Genomic DNA, 25,269 nt, shown 5'->3' with positions numbered 1-25,269 from the left:
GATAACCTAAGCTTGATAAAGTGTAAGTAATTAAGTTGAGGATTACTGTATGAATTTACCCGATCTAGTATCATTCCTTCAACAAGAAACTTGTCTGGGCAATCTATCAACCGAAATTTTAACCGAAATTGCAGCTAACCTAACTGCACAGACTATTGGTGCTAATCAAACTCTGGTTAATGAAAATACTGAACCCGATGGTTTGTATATTATTCAAGTAGGAAAATTAGCTAGTAATAGTCAATTAGAATCAAGTCAAAGTAGTTTGCTATCGGGAACAGTACTAAATTTATATGCTTTATTACTAAATCAACCGACGCAATATCAGGTTGAAACTATCACCGAAACACAAGTTTGGTTTATTGAGAGTTCCCAGTTTAGCAATATTGTTCAGCAACATCCGGAAATAACTCAAACTTTTTCCCAACAGTTAGCTACAGAAGTCAAAGAATTATCAGAGCAATTATTATTTGAACAAGAACGTCAGGTAACTTTAAGACCTTATTTAGTTAGCAAAGCTAGACGAGGAGTTATTGGTAAAAGTCGCTATGCAACCAGATTGCGATCGCAAATCAAACAGGCTGCGCAAACCAGAGAGTCGGTCTTGATTTTTGGAGAACCAGGATTAGAAAAAGATAACCTGGCAACTTTAATTCACTTTGGCTCTGCTAATCGTCGCCAACCGATTATTAAAATTGACTGTTCTAAACTACAGACTAGTGGTGCCGAATTATTTGGTCGCAGTGGCGGCAAACCAGGGTTAATTGCCAGTCTCCAGGGGGGTACTTTGGTTCTCAATAACATTCACCTCTTAGCAAAAGAATTAATTCCCGCGATCGCTGAGCTAATTAAGACTCATCAATATACGCCAATTATCCGTCCAGGAGGAGAAGCTGACACACCTCAAAGATCTCAAGCCCGAATAATTCTCATTTCTGAGCAAGCGATCGCGGCGATCGATTCTGTGGTGGATAGCCTAATAAAAGTCCCGCCATTAAGAGTGCGTAAAACAGATTTAGATGAACAAATTAACTATTATCTTAATCTTGTTGGGCGTGATAAATGTCTGAGAAAAACCCAAATTACCCCCGAAGCAATTAGAAATCTCCAGACTTATGATTTTCCCAATAACCTGCGGGAACTAGAAAGCATTATTGAGCGAGCTTTGACCCAACTACAAGGCTGTGATGATATTACCGAAGAAGTTGTTTGGCAGTCCCAAAGTAAAAAGAAACAGTATCGGCTGAATCTGCTCAATAGATATCCTCAGCTGCGCTATTTTCTGCGGAGTGATTGGTTTCCTGACAGGATCAATTATGGCTTTACCTTGAGCTTTTTTGCCTTCATTGTTTTAGTGCTTTTCATCGCTCCCCAAAACCGTCAGGAGAACTTTGCGCTTAACTTATTTTGGGCATGGTGGTGGCCATTAATCTTAATTGGATTTCCTTTCGTTGGCAGACTGTGGTGCGCGGTATGCCCCTTTATGATCTACGGCGAAATTACCCAAAAGCTATCTTTAATCTTGTTTCCTAGACAACTTAAGAAATGGCCTAGACATCATGCCGAAAAATGGGGTGGCTGGTTTTTGTTTGGTTTATTTGCTCTCATCTTACTTTGGGAAGAACTGTGGAATCTGGAAAATACCGCTTATCTGTCGGCTTGTTTACTATTGCTGATTACCGCAGGGGCAATGATCTTTTCAGCTATCTTTGAACGTCGCTTTTGGTGTCGTTATCTTTGTCCCATTGGGGGCATGAATGGGTTGTTTGCCAAACTTTCCATGACGGAATTACGAGCGCAACAGGGAACTTGCTCGGCAGAATGTACCACCTACCAATGTTATAAAGGCGGTCCTGCTAAAGGAGAAGGACAAGAAACTAACGGCTGTCCTCTTTATTCCCATCCTGCACAATTAACCGACAATCGAGATTGTGTTTTGTGCATGACCTGTCTTAAAGCCTGTCCCCATCGCTCAGTTGAGTTTAATTTACGTCCCCCTGGAATTGAACTATGGACAACCCATACTCCCCATAGCTATGAAGTGGCGTTGTTATTTTTATTGTTAAACGTTGTCTTTTTGCATCGTTTGCCAGAAATATCAATTCGGCTGGGTTTAGATCTGCACCTAGATCGATTTAGCAACCACGCTTTAGTATCTATTCTGGTTTTAAGTATGCCGGCGATCGTACCGCTCATAGCTCAAGCCATAAATAAACTTATAGGTAAACTAAATCGTAAATACAGACCCCGCAAGTTTATTGAAGTAGCTTATGGTTATTTACCTTTAGTGTTGGCAGGCAACTTAGCTCACTATCTCCGTCTTGGTTTAGCAGAAGGCGGGAGAGTACTTCCCGTAACCATGGCAACCTTTGGTTTAAACGGCGCAAATCTTCCTCTACTCGTAGCTCATCCCGCAGTAATTGCTTTTTTGCAAGGAACTTCTTTGATCATTGGTGTGTTGTTGTCTATCTTATTAACCCAAAAGATTGCTCGTCAGCAGTTTAAATATTTACTACCGCAGCTAGGTGCGATCGCTTTTTTAGGTTTTGGTATGTGGCAGGTAATTGTCGGCTTTTAATCGAACAGCAGATAGTACCACGTCTAGGCTAAAATCCTGAGCTAATTCCCCCAAGCTTGGGGGTTAGGGGGCTGAAAATCATTGTCAACACCTAACAAATTAATTATCAGGGTAAAGTTTCTGATTCGAGACTAGGCAAACGAGTTCTTCACAATTGAGCTTTTGCTTGTCTTCCCAATATTTTTAGCTTTGAAATTTTTATCGTTCATTTCAACTAACCTCTCGCTGCATTACAACAAAATAAGTGTAAACACCTTGTCCCATACCTAAAGGACGAATTTCCCATCCCTGTTGTCCCATTTCGTCATAAAATATCGTCAATTGTTTTAAAATTTGTGACTTTTTGCCCATTCACATATAAATTTAAAATTTTTCCTGTAATTCCTCCCCCAGCTAGTTGATAGCGAACATTCATAAATTGAAACTTACTGTTCATGGCAATATCTTCTCTTGCAAGCATAGAATATAACTCACTATATAATTAATGTTTCTTCATTGAGCAAGACATCGTTAAGCTTCATATCGGTTTTGCTCAAGTTACGAGTATTGCCAACAGAGATCTCTCTTTTGGGCAAATCAATCTTTTAAGGAATATCAGCGTTTGTCGTATTTTGAGAAACAAAGCAGGAGTGATCGCACTGCCGATAAAGTAAGTTAATCAGAAAATTCTGGGTATATTTCTCGAAGCATAATACTAGTCTGAATTCAAAACATGACAGATGACTTTTTTTAGAGATACAAAGATCATTCCCGCTTACGATATATAGATATAGTGAGTTTAGCAGTGTAAAAAATGCACCAAGTTAGTAGAATCGAAATAATTATTACCTCTCAAGAAGTAAGCAAAGTTGTTAAAATCTTGGAAAAAGAGGAAGCTCCTGTTTATAGCATCATCAATAATGTGGTTGGTAAAAGCGATCGCGGCACTGTATCTGATGATGTCAATTTAGGCAGCAGTAAGTTAAGTAACGCGTTTATAATTTGTTATTGTCCTTAAGAGAAAGTCAAAGTGATAGTAGAACAAATAAAATTACTTCTCAACAAATATGGAGGGGTATGCTATTTGTCTGATGCAATGGGGGTTAGTTCAGTTCATTGTATAGCTTAAGTTTGACAATCAACTGGGTAAATAATCGAGAAATATCTAAAATAAAAAATATCGTTGTGTCATTGGTAAAACTTTAGCAGGTTCGCAGGTTAATAACTCGCCATCGGCTCGCACTTCATAGGTTTCGGGATTGACTTCGATATTAGGTAAAGCAGCGTTGAGCTTCATATCTGCCTTGCTTAAATTACGAGTATTGCTTACAGCGATCGCTTTTTTCTGTAAGCCAATCTGTTCCGGGATGCCTGCCTGTATAGCCGCTTGGGACACGAAGGAAAGGGAAGTAGCCGTCCTCGCACCGCCATAACTACCAAACATAGGACGCATATAAACAGGCTGGGGAGTGGGAATACTCGCATTTGGATCGCCCATTTGAGCATAGGCGATCGCGCCTCCTTTGATGACAATCTCTGGCTTTACGCCAAACATGGCTGGTTTCCAGAGACAGATATCTGCTAGTTTCCCTGACTCAATTGAACCAACCTGGTTGGCAATACCGTGAGTGATGGCAGGGTTAATCGTGTATTTAGCAATATACCGTTTAGCGCGAAAGTTATCGGCTTTTTCTTGATTAGAAGATTCTAAGACACCCCGTTGCACCTTCATTTTGTGGGCGGTTTGCCAGGTGCGAATTATGGTTTCTCCGACTCTGCCCATTGCTTGAGAATCAGAAGAAATCATGCTAAATGCCCCTAAATCGTGCAGAATGTCTTCTGCTGCAATGGTTTCTTGGCGGATACGAGATTCAGCAAAGGCTACATCTTCGGGAATACTTTTATCAAGGTGATGACACACCATCAGCATATCTAGGTGTTCTTCTAAAGTATTGACGGTAAAAGGACGGGTGGGATTAGTCGAAGAAGGTAAAACATTACTCTGACCGCAGACTTTAATAATATCAGGAGCATGTCCACCACCTGCGCCTTCAGTATGATAGGTATGAATTACGCGCTCTTTAAACGCAGCGAGCGTATTTTCCACAAAACCCGCTTCATTAAGAGTATCGGTATGGATTGCTACCTGAACATCATAGCGATCGGCAACACTTAGGCAAGTATCGATCGCCTTGGGGGTTGTTCCCCAATCTTCATGCAGCTTTAGCCCCATTGCACCTGCCTGTACCTGTTCCACTAGCCCTTCAGGTTTAGCACTATTACCCTTACCCAAAAAGCCCAGATTCATCGGAAAAGCATCCGCAGCCTGAAGCATCCGCCAAATATTCCACGCCCCAGGAGTGCAGGTGGTTGCGTTTGTACCCGTAGCAGGGCCAGTACCGCCGCCGATCATCGTCGTAATCCCAGAGGCGATCGCTGTTTCAATCTGTTGGGGACAAATAAAGTGAATATGGCTATCAATACCGCCAGCGGTAACTATGTGTCCTTCACCAGCCACAACTTCGGTTGCAGCCCCAATGATGATATCTACATTATCTTGAATCTGAGGATTGCCTGCCTTACCTATCTGGTGAATCTTGCCATCTTTAATGCCAATATCAGCTTTGACAACTCCCCACCAATCGAGAATTAAAGCGTTAGTAATTACCATGTCTACCGCCCCATTTGCGCGGGAGATCGGCGATTGACCCATGCCATCGCGGATTACCTTGCCACCACCGAATTTAACCTCATCGCCGTAGGTAGTGAAATCTCGCTCTACTTCGATTAGCAATTCTGTGTCCGCTAATCTAACGCGATCGCCCACAGTGGGACCATAAGTATCCGCATACGCCCGCCGATCCATGTGATAGCTCATATATCTAACCGCTAATTCCTGTGTGGTTTCGCCTAAATAATTAGAATCAGTTTATAGATTAAAGGTATTAAAGCCCGTCTTGATTAGAACACAGAATATATTAAGAATTTGAGCGTGGCTAATTAAGGTCTGAGGCTATCAGCTAAAAGCTAATTTTTCTCCAGACTATCTTTTGTATTACAGCGAGTATAGGCGTTCCAGGTGGTTAGATCTGGTGCAGGAAAGCTCAGGATAGCCGAACGAGCCTGTTCGCTCAAACCCCTGACCAGGCTAAAGTCTGCTCCTGCAATGTTTTGGAGATTTTCTAAAATTGCCCCAGTTAAATCAGCAGCTCGAAAATCTACTCCCTTAAGTTCAGTGTTAGCAAGGCGTGCGTTGCGCAGGCTCGCCCCTGTCATGATGGCTTTTTGCAGATTTGCTCCACTCAAAGAAACATTATCTAAAATTGCCCCAGTTAGATCCGCCCCACTTAGGTAAGCACCGAGCATTTTTGCTCCTGTCAAATCTACTCCTCGCAGATTTGCGGTATTAAAATAAGCCCCATTAAGATTAGCACCAGGCCCTACTGCGCCAGAACTTTTACAGTTAAACTCTTCGGGAAAAATAGTTTCGTTGTCGTAAATAGTTACCTGAAACTGAGTATTGTGTAAATTGGCATTACTGAGGTTAGCTCGCCGTAAATCAGCACGACTCAAATACGCCCCCGTTAAATTTGCTCCTCTTAAATCTGCCCCCGTTAAATTTGCTCCTCTTAAATCTGCATGACAAAGATTTGCTCCTTTGAGATTTACCCCAACTAGATCGGCGTTAGTTAAAATGCTTTGAGCCAAATTAACCTGCTCTAAATTGGCTTCGTTAAGTGCGATCGCATATAGATCTTGATTACTATAGTCGGCGTGGGCTAAACTTTGTCCTGACTGGAGTTTGGCAATAATATTTGCAGCAAGAGGAGATTTACTGCTTAAGGCGGTGGTGGGCATAATTTTAAAGCTGAATAATTAAAAATTAATTATGGATAACCATCTTTAACAAACAAGAAAAAGGGTCAAGCTAACTTAACCCTGGCAATTCTTTAAATCTATTGTCTAATATCTGGTTTGTTTATTTAAGTTTGCTTCTAATTTCTTCAACTCGCTTACGGTTGACTCCGAGATCGGATTTGCCAAGGCGAGAAGCAGAGCGAACCTGAACCACATTAACGTCAGAATCTAAATAGAACTCCACATCATCCACATATCCCATTAGCCTGCTTTTAAATTCTGCATAAAGATACTTATCTGTCTCTTCAATGATGGTAACTCTCTCCATGTTCTGTAGCACTTTCTTAATCTCAGCCATAGATACAATTGGCAACGGTTCGATCTGCGACTGAGCATCATTACTTTGACTACTAACACAGTTAGGAGTATCAGGACAAGCAGTTAACTTCCCATCTTTGACACCTAAATTATTAGGTTTTTTTCCTTTTAAATTAAACATTTTGTTGCTACTTCTTCTTAAAATTTGGTTTTAATCTAAACAAAATTATTTTACATTGCTAGCAACTACCTCAAAAATTCTCGTCTTTTGTAGGGGGTAAGACAAGTTATGCTGCTTCGGCTAAAACGCTTTCTTTGGCAGTCAATAGCTTCAACGCCTCTTGATACTGTTGGTCGGCTTCAGTAGCGATTTGAGCATAGGTGATCGGCTTTTGGGACACAACATTGTCTGGCTCGATTCCCAGCTTATTAATATCTGTATGATTGGGAGTTTCATATTTAGCCACCGTTACCGCTAAACCAGCACCGTCGGGTAATTCAAACAAAGATTGAATCAACCCTTTGCCAAAGGTTTTTTCTCCCACCAATAAAGCTCTTTCGTTGTCTTGTAATGCTCCTGCCAAAATTTCGCTAGCACTAGCTGTTCCTTGGTTGACCAAAACGACTAAGGGATCGTCGGTTAATATTTCACTATTGGAATCAAAGCTGCCTAAAGCTCCCTGACGATTTACGGTATAAACAATCGTGCCGTTATCAACCCACATTCTCGCAATTTCGACTCCAGACTGTAATAAACCCCCAGGATTATTGCGTAAATCAAGAATATAAGCTTCTGCTCCCTGTTTTTCTAACTTGCTAACTCCATGAGCAATTTCTTTGGCTGCGTTAGCACTAAACTGACTGAGTCGCACATAACCCACTTTCTTATCGGTGTTAGTATCTAAAGCGATATAAACAGGATTGAGTGAAATGCGATCGCGAACTAGATCGACGGTATGAGGTTTGGCGGCTTTGTCTTGCCCAGACTGTATCCTCAGAGAAACTTTTGTGCCAATACTGCCACGCATTTTGGCTGCTGCTTCGTCTAGAGTAATAGTTTTCGTATCAACTCCATCAATTTCTAAAATACTGTCTTTGGGTTCAATTCCTGCTGCTTCGGCAGGAGAGCCAGCCAAGGGCGAAATAACTTCAATTAGCTTGGTTTCGGGATTAACGTTGATTTGTAGTCCTACACCAGAAAGTTGTCCCGAAGTATTTACCTGTAAACTATGATATTGTTCAGGTCTAAGTAGTCTGGTAAAAGGATCGTCTAGGCTTGCCAGCATTTCTTCGATCGCAGTATAAGTCTCTTCGCGATCGCGCAGCGGTTTTTTGACAAACTTCTCTCTTAGCTTCCACCAATTTTGATGATTGAAAGTTTCATCTAAATAAGATTGATTGACAATGCGCCACGATTGCAATAAAAGCTTTTGTTCTTCAGTAAAAGCTTGAGCATTAGGTGTGTACCAGCAAGAAGCGAACCAAAAAAATACCAGCAGAACAATTGAACAAACTTTCTTGACCATGGGAAATAATAAATAGGGCGATTCTTACAATTATTTTAATTTAGCGATTCTTAATTAATTGTTACGCAAAAACATTAATTGTTTTGTTCAACTAGAAAGCTCTGGCGACAAATTTTTTTAGTGATATGAGGTAATCCCAAGCTAAATATGGCGTATAATACTACATTAGATAAAGACATCATAGCTTAAAGCTATGTTACATTTTTTAATAGGGCAAAGTTAAAATTTCTATGGTTTGACCCGCTATGGGCTTAAAACTGCAAATATACACCAAGCGTGTTATCTGTTTGATTACAGATAAACTTTAATACGGTACGCTTATCTACTTAAGACTTTTACAGCAGTCCTGCCTGCACCATCGCTTATTTCAAGTAGAGAAGCTCTGAAATTTCGCTCTGCTATAAAGCTGAAAACTGACTTGGTAGAGCCATCCATAACTATTTTTTTTTCGCTAATTTATAAGCTTCATGTTTTCTAAACAAGTAACTGATTCAAAAACTTTTCAATGGTTTGATGAGCGTCTAGAAATTCAATCAATTTCTGATGACATCACCAGCAAGTACGTACCACCCCACGTAAACATTTTTTATTGCCTAGGCGGTATTACTCTGGTTTGCTTCTTAATCCAGTTCGCCACTGGATTTTGTATGACTTTTTACTATAAGCCCAATGTATCTGAAGCTTTTGCTTCCGTTGAGTACATCATGAACGAAGTCAGCTTCGGCTGGTTAATCCGTTCTATCCATCGCTGGTCAGCTAGCATGATGGTTTTGATGATGATTCTTCACACTTTCCGCGTTTATCTGACTGGTGGATTTAAAAACCCCCGTGAGTTGACCTGGATTACTGGAGTAATCATGGCAGTGATCACAGTAAGCTTTGGTGTAACTGGTTACTCTTTACCTTGGGATCAAATTGGCTATTGGGCGGTAAAAATTGTATCTGGTGTTCCAGCAGCAATTCCAGTCGTTGGCGATCAGCTAGTTGAGCTACTAAGAGGTAGTGCTAGTGTTGGTCAAGCTACTTTGACTCGTTTCTATAGCTTGCACACTTTTGTTCTACCTTGGTTGATTGCAGTATTTATGCTGCTGCACTTTTTGATGATTCGCAAACAAGGTATTTCTGGTCCTTTGTAAATAGAAAAAAATTTATCAGGGGTATTGAACAAAGGCTCCTGATAGATTTTGCCAAAAATAATAGCTAAAGTGTATATAAGGTATATAAGGTATATAAGTTAATTTGCTTTTTGGATACCAGAAGGCACGGAGAGAGATTAAAATACCTCAATTTATTTATTAAATAAAGTGCCATATGCCATATTAATAAAGCTTAGACAGCATAAATAGCAATTATTGTGCTTATTTAACCCGCTGATTGTCAGTAAATTTAGGAGAGAAAATTATGTCCACTTTAAAAAAGCCAGATCTAAGCGATCCCACTTTACGCGCTAAGTTAGCTCAAGGTATGGGTCACAATTACTATGGTGAGCCTGCATGGCCTAATGATTTGCTATACATTTTCCCCGTAGTTATCTTAGGAACTATTGGTTTGGTTGTAAGTTTAGCTGTACTCGATCCTGCAATTGTAGGCGAACCTGCTAACCCTTTTGCTACTCCTCTAGAGATTTTACCTGAATGGTATTTATATCCTGTATTCCAAATTCTCCGGGTTGTTCCTAGCAAATTGTTAGGGATTGCGGCTCAAACAGCAGTACCTCTGGGTCTGATGTTGATTCCTTTCATTGAAAATGTTAACAAATTTCAAAATCCTTTCCGTCGTCCTGTAGCCACCACACTATTCTTATTTGGTACTTTGGTAACTATTTGGCTGGGAATTGGGGCAACTTTCCCCATTGACGAATCTCTAACACTAGGCTTGTTCTAAATTCTAGAGAAAGCACAGTTTATTAGCTGTCAGAAGAGGCGTAGTAGTTCTGTAGTTGGTTTTAGCTTAAGTTGAAGCCAAGTATGGTTCAGCCACGTCTCTTTAGTTTAGTAAATCAGTGTAACTGTCTAAGATTGCGGTAATGTCGAAATTATTGGTATGATAGATCGCACAAAGCAGGGTAAATAAGTCAAATGCCTTTATGCCTGCAACGATATTGAGCAGCATGGAAGTGGGAACAGCCCGCTTTTTTTGTTGTCTAAATTAAACTAAATAATAGTTCCAACTTACTTCTGGTTTGGTTGGCGCACCACAACTTTTTGCTCAACATGACTCATCCGGTTGTCCCCCAAATTATTAAACTAGCATCTCCTTTAGCTGAAGATCTCAAGCTAGAGTTAGTCGACGCAGTGTTTCAAACCAATCAAACACCACCAATTCTGAGGATAGACGTGAGAAATCCTCATGGGGACACTAGCCTGGAAAACTGCGAACAGATGAGTCGTGTTCTCGAAGAGAAGCTAGATCTAACAGAAATTATTCCTGGGACCTATGTCTTAGAAATTTCTAGCCCTGGTATTTCCCGTACTCTGACTACAGATCGAGAATTTATCGCCTTCAAGGGGTTTGCCGTGACAATCAAAACCTTTGCTCCATATAAAAATAAAAAACAGTGGCAAGGGCGACTGCAACATCGTGACGAAACGGCAATTCATATCAACAATAAGGGTAAAGCGATCGCTATCCCGCGCGAATTAATTGCTAAAGTACAGCTTGATGATGGATAACCAAGCTTAGAGCCAAAACTTTAGCGATCGACATTGATCAATATCGCTAATTCAAATATTAATTCCATTATTAGGAGTACGACATGACTCTAGTCAGTTTGCCTGGTCTCAAGGCAACTATCGATGAAATTAGCCAGAGATATAATTTACCTGGTAGCTCTGTAGAAGAGGCTTTGAGAGAAGCATTAATCAAAGGTTACGAAAAGTTTCGCCGTTCTAAAAACCGTAACGAAGAATTTAGCGAAGAATATTTTGAAAACTTTAATGTTCAACTGGATACAGAAGAAGAAGGTTTTCAAATTCTTACTACCAAAGTGATCGTGGATATTAGTAAAGACCAAATTGAAGACCGCGATCACCAGATTGCTTTGAGCGAAGTGCAAGAGCAAGTTGACGACTCCGAAATTCAGGTAGGAGACTCGGTATTAGTAGACGTTACTCCCGAACAAAAAGATTTTGGACGAATGGCAGCAATCCAAACCAAACAGGTGCTGTTACAAAAACTCAGGGATCAACAAAGAAAGCTAATACAAGCAGAGTTCCAGGATTTAGAAGGGACAGTTTTACAGGCGAGAGTAGTTCGTTTTGAAAGGCAATCAGCGATTGTGGCAGTTACCAGTGGTTTGGGACAGCCAGAAGTAGAGGCAGAATTACCCAAGCGTGAACAACTACCCAACGACACCTATCGCTCTAACACCACCTTCAAAGTTTATTTGAAAAAAGTTAGGGATACTCCACATCGTGGACCCCAGCTAATGGTTTCTCGAGCCACAGCAGGATTGGTCGTAGAATTATTTAGTAACGAAGTTCCTGAAATAGAAGAAGAAATTGTCCGTATCGTCGCTGTTGCCAGGGAAGCTCATCCTCCTTCTCGCCATGTAGGAGTGCGCACTAAAATTGCCGTCGATACTTTAGAAAGAGATGTCGATCCCGTCGGAGCCTGCATTGGCGCTAGGGGTTCAAGAATCCAAGCCGTGGTAAATGAATTGCGAGGAGAAAAAATCGATGTAATTCGATGGTCGCCCGATCCTGCAACCTATATCTCTAATTCTCTTAGTCCTGCCAGAGTTGACCAAGTAGTTTTAGCTAATACAGAAGAAAAACAATCTTTGGTTTTGGTTGCTGAAGATCAGTTGAGTTTAGCAATTGGTAAAGAAGGGCAAAATGTTCGTTTGGCTGCTCGTCTTACAGGATGGAAAATTGATCTTAAAGATATTAATAAATATGATGAAGCAGCAGAAATGGCAAAATGGGCAGCTCAAGCCAGAGCAACAGAACTGACCGAGTCGGAAGAAACGATTGATGAGGTAGAAACAGAAGAAGCCGAGGAAACTGAAGTGTTAGAAACTATAGAAGAAGCCGAACCAATTGCTGAAGCTGAAACTATAGAAGAAGCCGAACCAGAGCAAGAATCTTAGCAATCAAATTAAGCACGGTCATAACTAAGGCTGCGCCAAAACTCTTTGATGCAGTCGCCGTAATCAAGCTTTCCTGGCTGCGCCAAAAAGACGCATTTTCTTTTCTTGGCATGGTGGCTGTGCCTTTTCTATCTATTTAGTCCTCATTCCAACCACAATTACGTCTCTTTAATTAGAGCTAAGCAAAACGTTAAAAAGATAAAAAGTTTGAACCAAATAAACTATCGTCGTTGTATAAGCTGTCGACAAGTCGCACCCAAAGAATTACTCTGGCGCGTAGTGCGTTTAGCCTCAAGCCATAAAATCCAGTTAGATCGAGGAATGGGACGTTCTGCATATCTTTGCCCCAATATTAAGTGTTTAACTCAAGCTAGAATAAAAAATCGTCTAAGAGGTTCTTTAAAAACCAAAGTTCCTGATGATATTTATCAAAGTTTACAAGAACGTTTAAGCTGATAGTGTTAAGCTTCAATGACAAAAATCAAATTATTGGATTAAGAATTCAAGATTATACAAACAATCTGATATTTTTCTTTAAAATAAAGGTATGGGTAAATTAATGTTGGTAACAATTTAAGACTCGCTCGTCTTGTTCTATTATTTAATCTAGATCTTACATCTGATAGAGTTATAGCAGTTTTACCAGTAACTAAAAAACATGAAAGACTACATGGACAAACAAATGGTCAAATAAACACAAACAGTCAACTGAGGGGCATAGTGGATGAACAACGGCAAAGTTAGAATATACGAACTATCAAAAGAGTTAAATTTGGACAACAAAGACATTAAAGAAATTTGCGAACAACTAAATGTTGCAGTCAAAAGTCATAGTAGTACAATTACAGCAGATCAAGCAGAAAGAGTTAGAGCCGTGGCGATGAAATCCCCTCGCACAGAGAAAACAAATAATAGCCAGAGAAACGAACCCAAAGCCCCAAAAGTAGCAGCAGCTAAGCGTAAGCAGCAGATTTTAGCTGTTCATCATCGAACTGACCATCCAGATTCCACTTCTCAAGCAGCTAATCCTAATGGCAATGGCACATCTCCTAGATTGGTTTCTCCGCCTTCTAGACCCAAATCACCAACGTCGGGAAGATCGGCGGGAGAGTCCTTAACCTCAACAAAATCGCCTCAAACTAATCAACCTTCCTCAAATAATGGTGAAGTAGCACAACCAACAGCACATAAGACTTCAGAATCTTCAGCTAAACCCAGTTTGGCTCAACCCCCTAGACTGGCTGGGCCACCTTCGAGACCTCAAGCTAAAAAAGTAGGGACTAAAAATTCTTCAATCCAATCTCCTTCAATTCAGCCTCCAAGCAAGCCTAAAATACGCTCTGTAGAGCAACCGCAGAGCATAACAGAAGAGATGGAGACAGAGACAGAGAAGAAGAAAAAAGTGGTTATCGCTCCTCTTCCTAAACTCAATCAAAGACCTCAAAAAGCTCAAGCGGTTGCTAAAGTCGCCCCGCCAGAAGAGATAGAGGAAAGCGGTACCGAAAATCTAGACGGCGAAGATATTACAACTGATGATCTCGAGGTCAAAAAAGTTACTCGACTTAAACGCCCTGCGCCTCCTCGTAAAGTAAAAGAGTGGGAAAACGAAGAAGAGGACGAAGGAAAGCAAGCTAAGTCTGCCAAAGGAAAAGCAGCTAAAAAACGTCGTGGGCCCAAACCCTTACTGGACGATGAGGATTTTGATGATGCCGATTCTAACGCGGTTGAGGTAAATAAAGCATTTAGCTTATCTACTGCCCGTCCAACCAAGCCAAAATCTTTGCAACAACAGCAACCAGCAGCTAGTGCTAACAAAAAGCCTCGTAAGCCATCCTTTAAAACAGAGAAAACTCAAAAAACGGAGCGTCAACCTAAAGGAAAAGCTGTACCTACCCTGGCTGAATCAATTACTTTGTCAGATAATCTTACGGTTAGAGATTTGGCAGACAGGCTAAATACTCCTGAAACTGATATCATCAGAAATCTTTTCTTTAAAGGTATTCCCGTAAACATTACCCAAACCCTAGATTTGGCAACAGCCCGTTCGGTAGCAGAAGAGCTTGGGGTAATTGTGGAAACTCCTGAAGAAAAGTCAGCAGCAACTAAAGATACTGAAATGTTGGATGCTGATGATCTAGAAAATCTCCAATATCGTCCTCCTGTAGTGACGATTATGGGTCATGTGGATCACGGAAAAACTACCTTGCTCGATTCAATTCGTAAAAGTACTGTAGCTTCAGGAGAAGCTGGAGGTATTACTCAACATATAGGTGCTTATCATGTAGATGTCGAACACAATGGTAAACAGCAGCAAATTGTCTTTCTTGATACTCCTGGCCACGAGGCTTTTACTGCCATGCGTGCTAGAGGAACGAAAGTAACAGATATCGCTATTTTGGTAGTAGCTGCTGATGATGGGGTACAGCCTCAAACTAGAGAAGCTATTAGTCATGCAAAAGCAGCGGAAGTACCGTTAATTGTCGCGATTAATAAAGTAGATAAGCCAGGGGCTAACCCCGATCGCATTAAGCAAGAACTAACCGAACAAGGTCTTGTAGCTGAAGACTGGGGTGGTGATACTACTATGGTTGAAGTGAGTGCGCTCAAAGGCGATAATCTTGATGAACTATTAGAAATGATTCTTTTGGTAGCTGAGGTTGAAGAACTTTCTGCTAACCCAGACCGCGCCGCAAAAGGAACGGTAATTGAAGCTAACCTCGATCGCAATCGTGGTCCTGTAGCTACCTTGCTGGTTCAAAACGGTACATTAAGAGTTGGAGATAGCATCGTAGCTGGTTCTGTCTTGGGTAGGGTACGAGCTATGGTAGATGATACTGGAGCAAAGGTAGAAGCTGCGACTCCATCTTTTGCAGTTGAGATTCTTGGACTTAACGACGTTCCTGAAGCAGGAGACGAGTTCGATGTCTATAAAGATGAAAAAGAAGCTAGAGCGATCGCCGATCGGCGTTCCATCCAGCAAAGAGATACTCGATTACTACAGTCTTTATCTTCTCGTCGAATTAGTTTAAGCACCATCTCGGCACAGGCTCAAGAAGGTGAATTAAAAGAGCTGAATCTGATTATCAAAGCAGACGTTCAAGGGTCTGTAGAGGCTATTGTTGGTTCTCTGCAACAACTGCCACAAAACGAGGTTCAGATTCGTACTCTCTTAGCATCTCCTGGAGAAGTAACGGAAACTGATGTTGACTTGGCAGCAGCCAGTGGTGCGGTAATTATTGGATTTAACACCACTTTGGCATCGGGTTCTCGTCAAGCAGCAGATCGCGAAGGGGTAGACATTCGCCAATACAACATCATCTACAAACTTTTAGATGAGATTCAAGCGGCAATGGAAGGTCTACTCGATCCAGAAGAAGTTGAAGAAAGTCTCGGTCAGGTTGAAGTCCGTGCTGTCTTCCCTGTGGGTCGCGGTGCTGTAGCAGGTTGTTATGTTCTATCTGGCAAGATAGTCCGCAACTGCAAGATTCGTGTTCGTCGAAATAATAATATCGTTCACGAAGGCGATTTAAACTCTCTTAAACGCATGAAAGACGACGTTAAAGAGGTGAACACGGGCTTTGAGTGTGGTATCGGTGCTGCTAAATTCTCTGATTGGAAAGAGGGCGATATTATCGAAGCTTATGAATTAGTCTTCAAGCGTCGCACCCTGGCAACCAAATAAAATAATTCAGCAACATTAGTGTCCTGTAATTCATCGAACAGTGTCAGCCAAAATTCAAGTTGCTGGCACTGTTCAATGCTAAATGTTTAATGTAATGCGTTCTGAACCTTTTTTATGGATTCATTTGGTGGGAATAGCTCTGTTTCCCGCCTTGGTAGGAGTAACTTTAATCGGTTTAGCTGTTGGAAATAGTTTTGCTTATTTCATTGAGCTGCCTCTGCTGGCAGCGATCGCCATATTGCCTATACTATTGATGCAGCTAAGTCGCCCGTTTGATATTTTTAGCGTTTTAATTTTCTCTGTTAAACCTGAATATTTAACCGAAGACCAAAGAAAAATATTAGCTTTATTTGAAACATTTAAACAAAAAATAATTAGCGTAATTACAGCAGGAATCATGCTTTTCTTGTTATGGTTACTGTATAGTTTGTCTCCTTTAGCTATAGCTATAGCTGGCTTTATACCCCAGTGGCGTATTTTAGGATTAGCGATCGCCGCTATCGGCTTTTTAGCCAGCAATCTTTTTGTTCAAGTGCCTATTAGCGTTTTATTGGTTTTACTAACCAAAGAATCAAAGTTGGCTCAACTAGAGCCATATTCCAGGGAAAAAATCGAGCATAATTTTACCATACCTGGATTTAAAGTAAGCAAAATACTGTGGTTTGGGAAATCATCATCTGAAGTTCAAGAAGTAAGCTAAATTATGTTGGTTTTTTAAGAGTGTAATTGCAACTACAGACTGTTATTTTAGTTAAGCTAGACTGATAAATATAAAGTAATCAAATATAATATATATGACAAATCCAACCATCGTTTCTCAAAATGGTCAAGATCAAGATCGAGCAATTTGGTTCAGCCTCAGACAGGCGAGCGCTAAAAGTTCTGGTTTCCAGAGTTGGCAACGAGAAAGAAACATTAGTAGCGACGTAGATCTTGACCAACAGGTACGACGCTATCTTAGAGAAACCTTAGAAACTCTTGCATACTAACAAACAGACAATAAAAGGCAAATCATTATTTAACTTGAGTAGGAGCGTGTCACCAGATGCGCTCCTATTGTAATTTAAATGTCGCTCAAGATTAGACTCGCTTTATTTTATTATCAATGGAGTAATTGTTTAGTCAGCGAAGTAGTTTGAATATAATCTCCTTTTTTGCCGGATGTGGCGGTTTAGATTTAGGCTTTGCTCAAGCTGGATTTAAAACTGTTTGGGCCAACGAATGGGATCGAGAAATTTGGCAAACATATGAACTAAATCACTCCGATACTCATTTAGATCGAAGAGACATTAGAAAAATCTCTTCTTCAGACATTCCCGAATGTATTGGTATTGTCGGAGGGCCACCTTGCCAAAGCTGGAGTGAAGCAGGAAAGCAAAAAGGTATTAAAGACGATCGTGGCCGCTTGTTTCTCGAATATATTCGCATTTTACAAGATAAACAGCCTTTGTTCTTCTTAACCGAAAATGTTTCAGGAATGCTACATATGAAGCACGAACAGGTTCTTAAAAATATTATTGCAGCCTTGGAAGAGGCAGGATATCAGGTAAGGTTTAAATTACTCGATGCAGTCAATTTTGGCGTACCTCAAAACAGAAAGCGAGTCATATTTGTTGGTTTGCGCCAAGATCTCGGGCAAGTATTTGATTTCGAGGCGATTAAGCAACGAGAAGCACTAACTCTTCAAGATGCAATTTGGGACTTAAAAGAATCAACCTTAGCAGCCAAAGAAAAAAATAAACCTAATCAAGCTTGTCTAATTGCCAATCATGAATATGCGACTGGTGGTTTTTCGAGTATGTATATGTCTCGTAATCGGGTACGGTCTTGGCACGAACCATCTTTTACTATTCAAGCTAGCAGTCGCCATGCGCCAATCCATCCCCAAGCTAACAAAATGATTAATGTCGGGCGGGATAAATTTATTTTCGATTCTAATTCCCCTGGCTTTTATCGTCGTTTATCAATTAGAGAATGCGCTCGAATTCAGACGTTTCCTGATGATTTTATTTATTGCTATCAAAATCTTAATGCAGGTTATAAAATGATTGGCAATGCTGTTCCTGTCAATTTGAGTAGAGCTTTAGCTAGCGCAATTAAAGAGCAATTATTGTCGCCTCAAGCAGCTAGTAGACAGCAGATATACCAGCCCAGACAATTTAAATCTAAATTTGAATATTACCTGGGTTAATTAGCTCAAATATTTCATCATTAACATCCTTCAAGCGATATCAGCAAGTCAAAATTAAATCTTTTGATAATCCAGTTAAAACAATTACTGCTAGATTAATTGGATATCAAACATAAGCAGGTATGACTAAAATAAACCCGATCTCTTCTTGGCTCGATCGCGATTCTGTAGCTGCGGGGATATTTCTTACTCCAGCGTCGATCTTGTTAGGAATTTTTTTGTTTTATCCTATCGCCTATTTACTGTATCTCAGCTTTACTACTGGTAGCTTTACCGTTGCGGGAATCCAATGGATCGGCTGGCGCAATTATCTCAGGTTGTTTACCGATGCGGACTTTTGGCAAGTAATTGGCAACACCGCTTATTTTACTATTGCCACGGTTATTCCAACTATACTTATTCCTCTAGGATTAGCTGTTTTACTCAATCGTTCCCTTGCTTGGCGAGGAGTTTTGCGGGCAGCCTATTTCATTCCCTCAATTACATCTTTGGTTGCTGTAGGATTGGCTTTTCGCTGGTTATTTCAAACCGATGGACTAGTTAATGATTTATTGATTACATGGGGCATAGAACCGATTTCTTGGCTAAGTAGCACTGTGTGGGCGATGCCAGTCCTAATTTTATTAAGTAGCTGGAAGCAGTTGGGCTTTAATCTAGTGGTATTTATTGCGGGGTTACAAATTATTCCTCAGTCTCATTACGAAGCTGCTGAATTAGATGGGGCAAATGATTGGGCAAAGTTTTTGTATATAACCATTCCAGGCCTAAAGCCTACTCTAGTTTTTGCTGTTTTAACCACCGCTATTTTTACTCTGCGAAGTTTTGAACAGGTATATATTATTACTGGAGGAGGTCCGTTAAACTCAACTAATCTGTTGGTTTATTATATTTATGAACAGGCTTTTTCTCGCTTTGAATTTGGTTATGCAGCAGCAGCAGCAGTCATTTTATTGATGATTGCTGCGGTGTTTGTTTATTTTTATTTACGTATCTGGAACGAAGAATAGCAGAAATTTGGTGCAGAGAAGCAAGAAAAATCGTCTAATTATTACTTCTTACTGGCTATTTTTTACTGATTTTTTAGTCCTGCCTGATAGAGTTTTTGAATTTTTCCAATTACTTTATCAAACACAGAATGCTTTTTCCGATTCTGAGGATCGAGATTTTGAATCTGAGTCAACAAAGAAGCTTCTTCTGTAGCAATGTCGTTATCGCTATAAATTAGGTGGCTGACAGCCGACAACAAATTTGTATAGTCTTCTGGATTAGGATTTGAACCCAAATGTTTTTCGAGCAGTTTATAACATTGTTCGGAAGATGTAGCTTGATAGTTAGTCAATAATTCTTTCACTTCTGTTGACGATTTTAGATTTTGTTCGGCTGCAATTTTTTCTAAAAACTCTCTTTCTTCTGGCTGAATTTCTCCATCAATCCAGGCGACTGCTACTAAAATTTCAAATAAGTCTTGATTGTTATTTTCGGTTATTTGACTCATGATTAGCTATTTTTTCTTTTGATAAATTTTTATTAAAATTTGTGACAAGCAATACTGCCTTAAACTGTTTATTCCTAATTATCTTTAGATCTTAAAAAAAAACTAATCTTCAAAGCTAACCGATCTAGTTTTCTTTGCTAAAGTCAAAACAATTTCAAGAAAATATTTTTTTCTTTGTATTTAGCCAATTAAAAAACTGGCTATTCAACTGGTGACTTGGGACAAATGACTGATTACAACTAACTAGTGACATAATATAAACGAAATTATGTAGAATATCGAGATTTCCGACAATTAATTATGAAGATTATTGATTCTAAAGGAAGACTATTTGGTAAGTTGAGCATTCTTGACTTGGCTGCTGCCTGTGTAATTTTATTGGTTGTTGTCGGTGTTTTCTTTTTCCCAGGTACGCCTCTAACTAATAGCCTTGTCGCTCAAACCAAAGAAAAACCGATTGAAGTCAAAGTATTAGTTAGAGGATTAAGCGTGGCTAATTATGATGCTTTAGCCCAAGAATTTACAGAAGAACAAGCAGATGTTGTGATTCGTAATCAACCAGCAGGAAAAGTCGAAATAGTTTCTAGCAAGGTTTTGCCGAGAACAACTGTTGTCCCGCAGCCAGACGGCACGGTAAAAGCTCTTCGAGATCCGCGTCCAGAAATAGAAATGATCAGAGATATTGTAGTTACTTTAGCTAGTAGAGCCGAAGTAACTGATACTGGTTATGTATTAGACGGTAGTAAAAAAATTAAAATAGGTTCATCAATTCAGTTACAGGGTAATATCTACGACTTTAGCGGTACAGTGGTTGCCATAGATACTAAAGAATCTTAATTTATAGCGATCGCATCAATCTCTATGCCTATTCGTATTCGCCAGCACGTTAATCCTTTGACTCGTAAGTTTCAGCAGCCGATCTTGATACCAAATTGGCAGGAAGTTTATGCCCGAAACGAGCGCCCTTGGCATTTGGATATTGGCTCGGCGCGGGGTAAATTCTTATTGGATATGGCGCAGCTTAACCCAGAGGTTAATTTTCTGGGTATCGAAATTCGCCAGCAGTTAGTTAATTCTGCTAATCAAACTCGAGATGAATTAGGTTTAACCAATCTACACTATTTATTTGGCAACATGAATAGTTCAGCCAAGATATTGCTAGAATCTTTGCCAGAAAATAGTTTAAAGACAATCTCAGTTCAGTTTCCCGATCCCTGGTTTAAGAAAAAACACCACAAACGCCGAGTAATACAGCCAGAGTTAGTGACAATTTTGGTCTCTCACTTGCTCGAAGGAGGGCAAGTATTCATACAGTCAGACATAGAGGCAGTGGCGGTAGAAATGCGCGATCGCTTTGCTGCCAATCCTTTATTAATTCAGCAGCACACTACGACTTGGCTTGATGCTAACCCTTTGCCAGTGCCGACAGAAAGAGAATTATATGTATTAAATCAACATCTACCTGTGTATCGAGTTTTATATGACAAATCAGCAACAGAAGAATTTAAGGATTGAAAAACATTAATCGTTTGTCGATCAATAGTAGCTATATTTACCAGTCTTCAAGCGACAAAACGGTTTACAATAATCAATTCTGCAACACACATAAATAATGGTAGATTTAAACCCTAGTGCCAGCTTTAGCTTAAAGATCGAGTTAGAAATTCCCAATCGCCCTGGTGCATTAGCTTCAGTAATGAGTATCATTGCTCAATTTGGTGGTAGTTTAGGCGATATTGTACTGTTACAGCGTAATCTTAAATATACTCAGCGAGAATTAATGATTGATGCTTCTAGCACCGAACAGGGAGATCAAATCATTGAGGCGATCAAAAGCTTACCTCGGGTTAAGATAATCAGCTATAGCGATCGCACCTTTGCCATTCATCAGGGCGGGAAAATTAGCGTTGAGAGTAAATTACCGCTAAATTCTCAGTCAGATTTGGCTATGGCATATACTCCAGGAGTTGGTAGGATCTGTCGAGCGATCGCCGAACAGCCAGAACGGGTTTATGATTTAACCATTAAAGGTAATACTGTGGCTGTGGTGACTGATGGTAGCGCAGTTTTGGGGTTAGGCAACTTAGGTGCGGCAGCATCTTTGCCAGTTATGGAAGGCAAGGCTTTATTATTTAAAGAATTCGCGGGAATCGATGCTTTTCCCATCGCTCTCGATACTCAAGATACGGAAGAAATAATTAAAGCAGTTAAAGAATTTTCTCCCGTGTTTGGCGGGATAAATTTAGAAGATATTGCTGCACCGCGCTGTTTTGAGATCGAACACAGATTAAGACAAGAGCTTGATATTCCAGTTTTTCATGACGATCAGCATGGAACAGCCATTGTCGTCTTGGCAGCTTTGTATAATGCGCTTAAATTAGTCGGTAAGGAAATAGCTGAGGTGAAGATTGTGATTAATGGGGCGGGGGCTGCTGGCATTGCGATCGCCTTACTCCTGCGTAAAGCAGGAGCTAACAAGATTGTAATTTGTGACTCCAAAGGAATTATCGACCATCAGCGTGAAGATCTAAACGAGCAAAAGCAAAAGTTTGCTGTAGCCGAGAGCGGTAACTTGGCTGATGCCATGAAAAATGCTGATATCTTTTTAGGGGTTAGTGCGCCAGGAGTTGTCACTCCCGAAATGGTACATACAATGGCAGAACAACCAATTGTATTTGCGATGGCAAATCCAATTCCCGAAATTCAGCCCGAACTTGTTTATGATAACGTAGCAGTGATGGCAACAGGTCGAAGCGATTATCCTAACCAAATCAATAATGTGTTAGCCTTTCCTGGAGTTTTCCGTGGTGCATTAAACTGTAGAGCTTCGGCGATTACCACAAATATGTACCTGGAAGCTGCCAAAGCGATCGCTACTTTAATTGATGATACCGATCTTGACCGAGAGCATATTATTCCTTCAGTGTTCGATCCCCGGGTGGCAACAGCAGTAGCTCAGGCAGTATATCTAGCTGCCCAACAAGACAATGTTGCCCAAAAAACCAATAACTAGCGAGAAAACATTTAGTTGTTGACAAATACTATGGACGAAATTGAAATTCCAGAGGCGATAAGAGAGAATGTAGAGCAACCGAAAAAATCAGGATTCACCCTGTCTATACCCCTAATATTAGGCATAATATTGTGTCTTGGCATAGTGGGATTAGTATCGGTATGGTTATTTTCATTTTCCAATAAGTCGGCTCGACAAACAATTGACCATTCTCTTGAATTGAGATCTTCCCAGCCTGAAGTCAAACTAGAACAACCACAAAAAACTGCCGTTACTTCTCCTCAGGCTGAAACAAAACCAGAAAAACAGCCTGGCAAAGGAGATCTCTTAGGTCATTTACCCTATAATGTTGCTCCCAGATCGCAATTAAAGACAATCACGGCTGATGGTAGCTTGACAATGCGCTCTGCTGCTGCCAAAAAATTTCTGCAAATGCAGGCTGCTGCTAAAGCTGATGGAGTAATCTTAGTTCCTATTTCTGCCTTCCGTGATGCCAAGACTCAAGAACAACTATTTTTTGGAGTAAAAGAACAAAAAGTACAGGATGCTACTAAACGCGCCGAAGTTAGCGCGCCTCCTGGCTATAGCGAACATCATACAGGCTATGCGGTCGATCTTGGAGATGGTAATGCTCCTGCAACTAATCTGGAGACGGAATTTGCTGAAACTGCTGCCTTTCGTTGGTTAGAGCAAAATGCCTTAAAATATAGTTTTGAGCTATCTTTTCCTCTCGGTAATAAACAGGGAGTCAGTTATGAACCCTGGCACTGGAGATTTGTAGGCGATCGCGATAGTTTAGAAACTTTTTATAAGGTGAGACAATAGCGATCGCTCTTTGGGTATTGATAACAGGAAATCAGCCAGTTGATAGTTGCTTTAATTATGATTATTCTACTGGATTATTTGTTTACTAAAAAAAGCTAACGGCTAATAGCTAATAGCTAACAGCTAAAAAAAATGATTAACTTTGAAGTAGAAAAGCAGGAATGGTGGGTAGAGCGATGGTTAGATTTGCTCAACTCCTATCGATTTAAAAAGCGTTTGGAAAGAGGGCGAAGCTATGCTAGAGAAGGCAATGTTCTCAACATGGAGTTTACTGATTCTAGAGCTAAAGCAGTAGTGCAAGGAAGTGATGCTGAACCCTATCGAGTATCTTTGTCCTTAGACTCTTTTAGTAACGAAGACTGGGATTTTGTCATTACCAAAATGTCGGAGAAGGCGGTTTTCTCGGCGCAACTCCTAGCAGGGGAAATGCCCGAAACTATCGAGGCTGTATTTACCGCCAGCGGTTTGAGCTTATTTCCTTTTACCCTCAACGAAGTACGCTCTCGGTGTAGCTGCCCCGATAAAGCTAATCCTTGTAAGCATATTGCAGCGGTTTACTATCAATTAGGCGATCGCTTTAGTGAAGATCCTTTTATTATTTTTCAGTTAAGAGGGCGGACTAAAAATCAAATTATTGAACGTTTACGCCAAATTCGTAGTCAAAAAGCCAAGGCTACTAAAACAACTACCCAACCAACAATAGTTACAACCATCAATTCGGCTACAGCTACAGCCAATGACGCGGGAGTCAAAACTAAGGGCTTTTGGCAATATAACGAATCTTTGGAATCTAGCTTAGTTGCGATCGTGCCACCAATGGAGCAGAAAACAATTTTAGATCTTTTAGGAGCAATGCCTCTACCTCCTGCTGATGCCGCAGCAGTTCAGCAATATCTAACTCAGATATATCAAACTACAGGACAACAGGCTCTTATGTCGGCATTGAATAAGCTTTAAGCTTTTTTTCAATAATTTTTGCTAAATATCAAATTGATTTGTAATTGACATTAGACCCAGAGTATAATTGTAAATTGTGTCTAATTATCTGTAGTTCATGCCTAAGCTCAAAACTAAAAAGTCTGCTGCCAAGCGTTTTCGCATTACTGGCAGTGGCAAAAAAATCATGCGTCGCAAGGCGTTTAAGAATCACCTACTAGAACGTAAAAGCAAAGAGCGTACTCGTCGTCGATTATCTAACATGGCTGTAGTACACGAGACTGACGAAAAAGCAGTACGCATCATGATGCCCTACAGCTAAACAAGACTTTATTTCAACTAAAACTTAGTCTTAAATTTAGTTGTAACTTCCATAAAACAAGATCCATAAATATTTAACTATGAGTAGAGTCAAACGGGGTAATGTTGCCCGCAAACGTCGTAAAAAAATCCTGAAGCTGGCTAAAGGCTTCCGTGGTTCTCATTCCAAACTATTTCGTACTGCTAATCAGCAGGTAATGAAGGCATTGCGTAATGCCTATCGCGATCGCCGTAAGCGCAAACGTGATTTTCGCCGTCTCTGGATTACTCGCATCAATGCAGCAGCCAGAATGAACGGTTTAAGCTACAGCAAGTTAACTCACCAACTAAAAAAAGCTGAAGTAGGTTTAAATCGTAAAATGTTAGCCCAGCTAGCTATGGTAGATCCTCAAGCCTTTGAAAAAGTAGCCGAAGTAGCTAAATCGGCAGACTAAATTGGAAATAGATTTTAGTTATC

Annotated in this window: 25 protein-coding genes; 19 read left to right on the top strand and 6 right to left on the bottom strand. The window is 40.3% G+C overall.

Features of this window, described 5'->3' with window-relative positions; translation table 11 throughout:
- The first annotated feature begins 49 nt into the window (after window positions 1-49).
- Complete coding sequence (locus V6C71_14190; GenBank protein HEY9769624.1) at window positions 50-2,578, top strand: sigma 54-interacting transcriptional regulator; 2,529 nt, start codon at window positions 50-52, stop codon at window positions 2,576-2,578.
- A gap of 304 nt (window positions 2,579-2,882) precedes the next feature.
- Here V6C71_14190 and V6C71_14185 read toward each other — a convergent pair whose 3' ends face one another.
- Window positions 2,883-3,038, bottom strand: a complete 156-nt coding sequence (locus V6C71_14185) for a hypothetical protein (GenBank protein HEY9769623.1) — start codon at window positions 3,036-3,038, stop codon at window positions 2,883-2,885.
- A 333-nt stretch (window positions 3,039-3,371) separates the two neighbouring features.
- Between V6C71_14185 and V6C71_14180 the strand changes: the two genes are divergently transcribed.
- Window positions 3,372-3,575: a hypothetical protein gene (locus V6C71_14180; protein ID HEY9769622.1), complete on the top strand. Its 204-nt coding sequence runs from the start codon at window positions 3,372-3,374 to the stop codon at window positions 3,573-3,575.
- A 147-nt stretch (window positions 3,576-3,722) separates the two neighbouring features.
- On the opposite strand, the gene ureC is transcribed toward V6C71_14180, so the two are convergent.
- From ureC to ctpA, 4 genes are all read right to left on the bottom strand, one after another.
- A complete protein-coding gene (gene ureC / locus V6C71_14175) occupies window positions 3,723-5,435 on the bottom strand; it encodes an urease subunit alpha (GenBank protein HEY9769621.1) in 1,713 nt (570 codons plus the stop codon).
- Window positions 5,436-5,584: 149 nt separating this feature from the next.
- Window positions 5,585-6,415, bottom strand: a complete 831-nt coding sequence (locus tag V6C71_14170; GenBank protein HEY9769620.1) for a pentapeptide repeat-containing protein — start codon at window positions 6,413-6,415, stop codon at window positions 5,585-5,587.
- Window positions 6,416-6,536: 121 nt separating this feature from the next.
- Window positions 6,537-6,914 carry a DUF1499 domain-containing protein gene (locus V6C71_14165; protein HEY9769619.1) on the bottom strand — a complete coding sequence of 126 codons (378 nt, stop codon included), beginning with the start codon at window positions 6,912-6,914 and terminating at the stop codon, window positions 6,537-6,539.
- 106 nt (window positions 6,915-7,020) lie between these two features.
- A complete protein-coding gene (gene ctpA, locus V6C71_14160; GenBank protein HEY9769618.1) occupies window positions 7,021-8,259 on the bottom strand; it encodes a carboxyl-terminal processing protease CtpA in 1,239 nt (412 codons plus the stop codon).
- Between the two features lie 467 nt (window positions 8,260-8,726).
- Here ctpA and V6C71_14155 point away from each other — a divergent pair, with 467 nt between their 5' ends.
- The 10 genes from V6C71_14155 to V6C71_14110 all read left to right on the top strand — a co-directional run bounded on the left by V6C71_14155 (window position 8,727) and on the right by V6C71_14110 (window position 19,229).
- Entirely contained in the window at window positions 8,727-9,395 is a 669-nt protein-coding gene (locus tag V6C71_14155; GenBank protein ID HEY9769617.1) for a cytochrome b6, read from the top strand.
- A gap of 265 nt (window positions 9,396-9,660) precedes the next feature.
- Window positions 9,661-10,143, top strand: coding sequence for a cytochrome b6-f complex subunit IV (gene petD, locus V6C71_14150; GenBank protein HEY9769616.1), 483 nt, complete (start codon window positions 9,661-9,663; stop codon window positions 10,141-10,143).
- A gap of 329 nt (window positions 10,144-10,472) precedes the next feature.
- Window positions 10,473-10,931, top strand: a complete 459-nt coding sequence (gene rimP / locus V6C71_14145) for a ribosome maturation factor RimP (protein HEY9769615.1) — start codon at window positions 10,473-10,475, stop codon at window positions 10,929-10,931.
- Between the two features lie 83 nt (window positions 10,932-11,014).
- Complete coding sequence (gene nusA, locus V6C71_14140) at window positions 11,015-12,349, top strand: transcription termination factor NusA (protein ID HEY9769614.1); 1,335 nt, start codon at window positions 11,015-11,017, stop codon at window positions 12,347-12,349.
- Window positions 12,350-12,556: 207 nt separating this feature from the next.
- Window positions 12,557-12,805, top strand: coding sequence for a YlxR family protein (locus tag V6C71_14135; protein ID HEY9769613.1), 249 nt, complete (start codon window positions 12,557-12,559; stop codon window positions 12,803-12,805).
- 268 nt (window positions 12,806-13,073) lie between these two features.
- A complete protein-coding gene (gene infB, locus V6C71_14130; GenBank protein ID HEY9769612.1) occupies window positions 13,074-16,031 on the top strand; it encodes a translation initiation factor IF-2 in 2,958 nt (985 codons plus the stop codon).
- A gap of 82 nt (window positions 16,032-16,113) precedes the next feature.
- Window positions 16,114-16,731 carry a low-complexity tail membrane protein gene (locus V6C71_14125; GenBank protein ID HEY9769611.1) on the top strand — a complete coding sequence of 206 codons (618 nt, stop codon included), beginning with the start codon at window positions 16,114-16,116 and terminating at the stop codon, window positions 16,729-16,731.
- Between the two features lie 94 nt (window positions 16,732-16,825).
- Window positions 16,826-17,020, top strand: coding sequence for a hypothetical protein (locus V6C71_14120; protein HEY9769610.1), 195 nt, complete (start codon window positions 16,826-16,828; stop codon window positions 17,018-17,020).
- A gap of 146 nt (window positions 17,021-17,166) precedes the next feature.
- Window positions 17,167-18,222, top strand: coding sequence for a DNA cytosine methyltransferase (locus V6C71_14115; GenBank protein HEY9769609.1), 1,056 nt, complete (start codon window positions 17,167-17,169; stop codon window positions 18,220-18,222).
- A 122-nt stretch (window positions 18,223-18,344) separates the two neighbouring features.
- Window positions 18,345-19,229 carry a sugar ABC transporter permease gene (locus V6C71_14110; GenBank protein HEY9769608.1) on the top strand — a complete coding sequence of 295 codons (885 nt, stop codon included), beginning with the start codon at window positions 18,345-18,347 and terminating at the stop codon, window positions 19,227-19,229.
- Window positions 19,230-19,291: 62 nt separating this feature from the next.
- On the opposite strand, the gene V6C71_14105 is transcribed toward V6C71_14110, so the two are convergent.
- Window positions 19,292-19,717 (bottom strand): TerB family tellurite resistance protein, encoded by a 426-nt coding sequence (locus V6C71_14105; protein HEY9769607.1) that lies wholly within the window; start codon window positions 19,715-19,717, stop codon window positions 19,292-19,294.
- 300 nt (window positions 19,718-20,017) lie between these two features.
- Between V6C71_14105 and V6C71_14100 the strand changes: the two genes are divergently transcribed.
- From V6C71_14100 to rplT, 7 genes are all read left to right on the top strand, one after another.
- The gene (locus V6C71_14100; protein HEY9769606.1) at window positions 20,018-20,554 is read left to right on the top strand and encodes a DUF4330 domain-containing protein; all 537 of its coding nucleotides are present in this window, start codon (window positions 20,018-20,020) and stop codon (window positions 20,552-20,554) included.
- A 24-nt stretch (window positions 20,555-20,578) separates the two neighbouring features.
- Window positions 20,579-21,232 carry a tRNA (guanosine(46)-N7)-methyltransferase TrmB gene (gene trmB / locus V6C71_14095; GenBank protein ID HEY9769605.1) on the top strand — a complete coding sequence of 218 codons (654 nt, stop codon included), beginning with the start codon at window positions 20,579-20,581 and terminating at the stop codon, window positions 21,230-21,232.
- A gap of 97 nt (window positions 21,233-21,329) precedes the next feature.
- Window positions 21,330-22,730, top strand: coding sequence for an NAD-dependent malic enzyme (locus tag V6C71_14090; protein HEY9769604.1), 1,401 nt, complete (start codon window positions 21,330-21,332; stop codon window positions 22,728-22,730).
- Window positions 22,731-22,760: 30 nt separating this feature from the next.
- Window positions 22,761-23,555 (top strand): M15 family metallopeptidase, encoded by a 795-nt coding sequence (locus V6C71_14085; protein HEY9769603.1) that lies wholly within the window; start codon window positions 22,761-22,763, stop codon window positions 23,553-23,555.
- 132 nt (window positions 23,556-23,687) lie between these two features.
- A complete protein-coding gene (locus V6C71_14080; protein ID HEY9769602.1) occupies window positions 23,688-24,512 on the top strand; it encodes an SWIM zinc finger family protein in 825 nt (274 codons plus the stop codon).
- 97 nt (window positions 24,513-24,609) lie between these two features.
- The gene (rpmI, locus tag V6C71_14075; protein ID HEY9769601.1) at window positions 24,610-24,813 is read left to right on the top strand and encodes a 50S ribosomal protein L35; all 204 of its coding nucleotides are present in this window, start codon (window positions 24,610-24,612) and stop codon (window positions 24,811-24,813) included.
- A gap of 79 nt (window positions 24,814-24,892) precedes the next feature.
- The gene (rplT, locus tag V6C71_14070) at window positions 24,893-25,246 is read left to right on the top strand and encodes a 50S ribosomal protein L20 (protein ID HEY9769600.1); all 354 of its coding nucleotides are present in this window, start codon (window positions 24,893-24,895) and stop codon (window positions 25,244-25,246) included.
- The last annotated feature ends 23 nt before the right edge of the window (window positions 25,247-25,269 follow it).

The organism is Coleofasciculaceae cyanobacterium (assembly GCA_036703275.1).
Taxonomy (GTDB): domain Bacteria; phylum Cyanobacteriota; class Cyanobacteriia; order Cyanobacteriales; family Xenococcaceae; genus Waterburya.
Note: the sequence above shows the minus strand (reverse complement) of the source record. Positions and strands in the feature narration are given on the sequence as shown.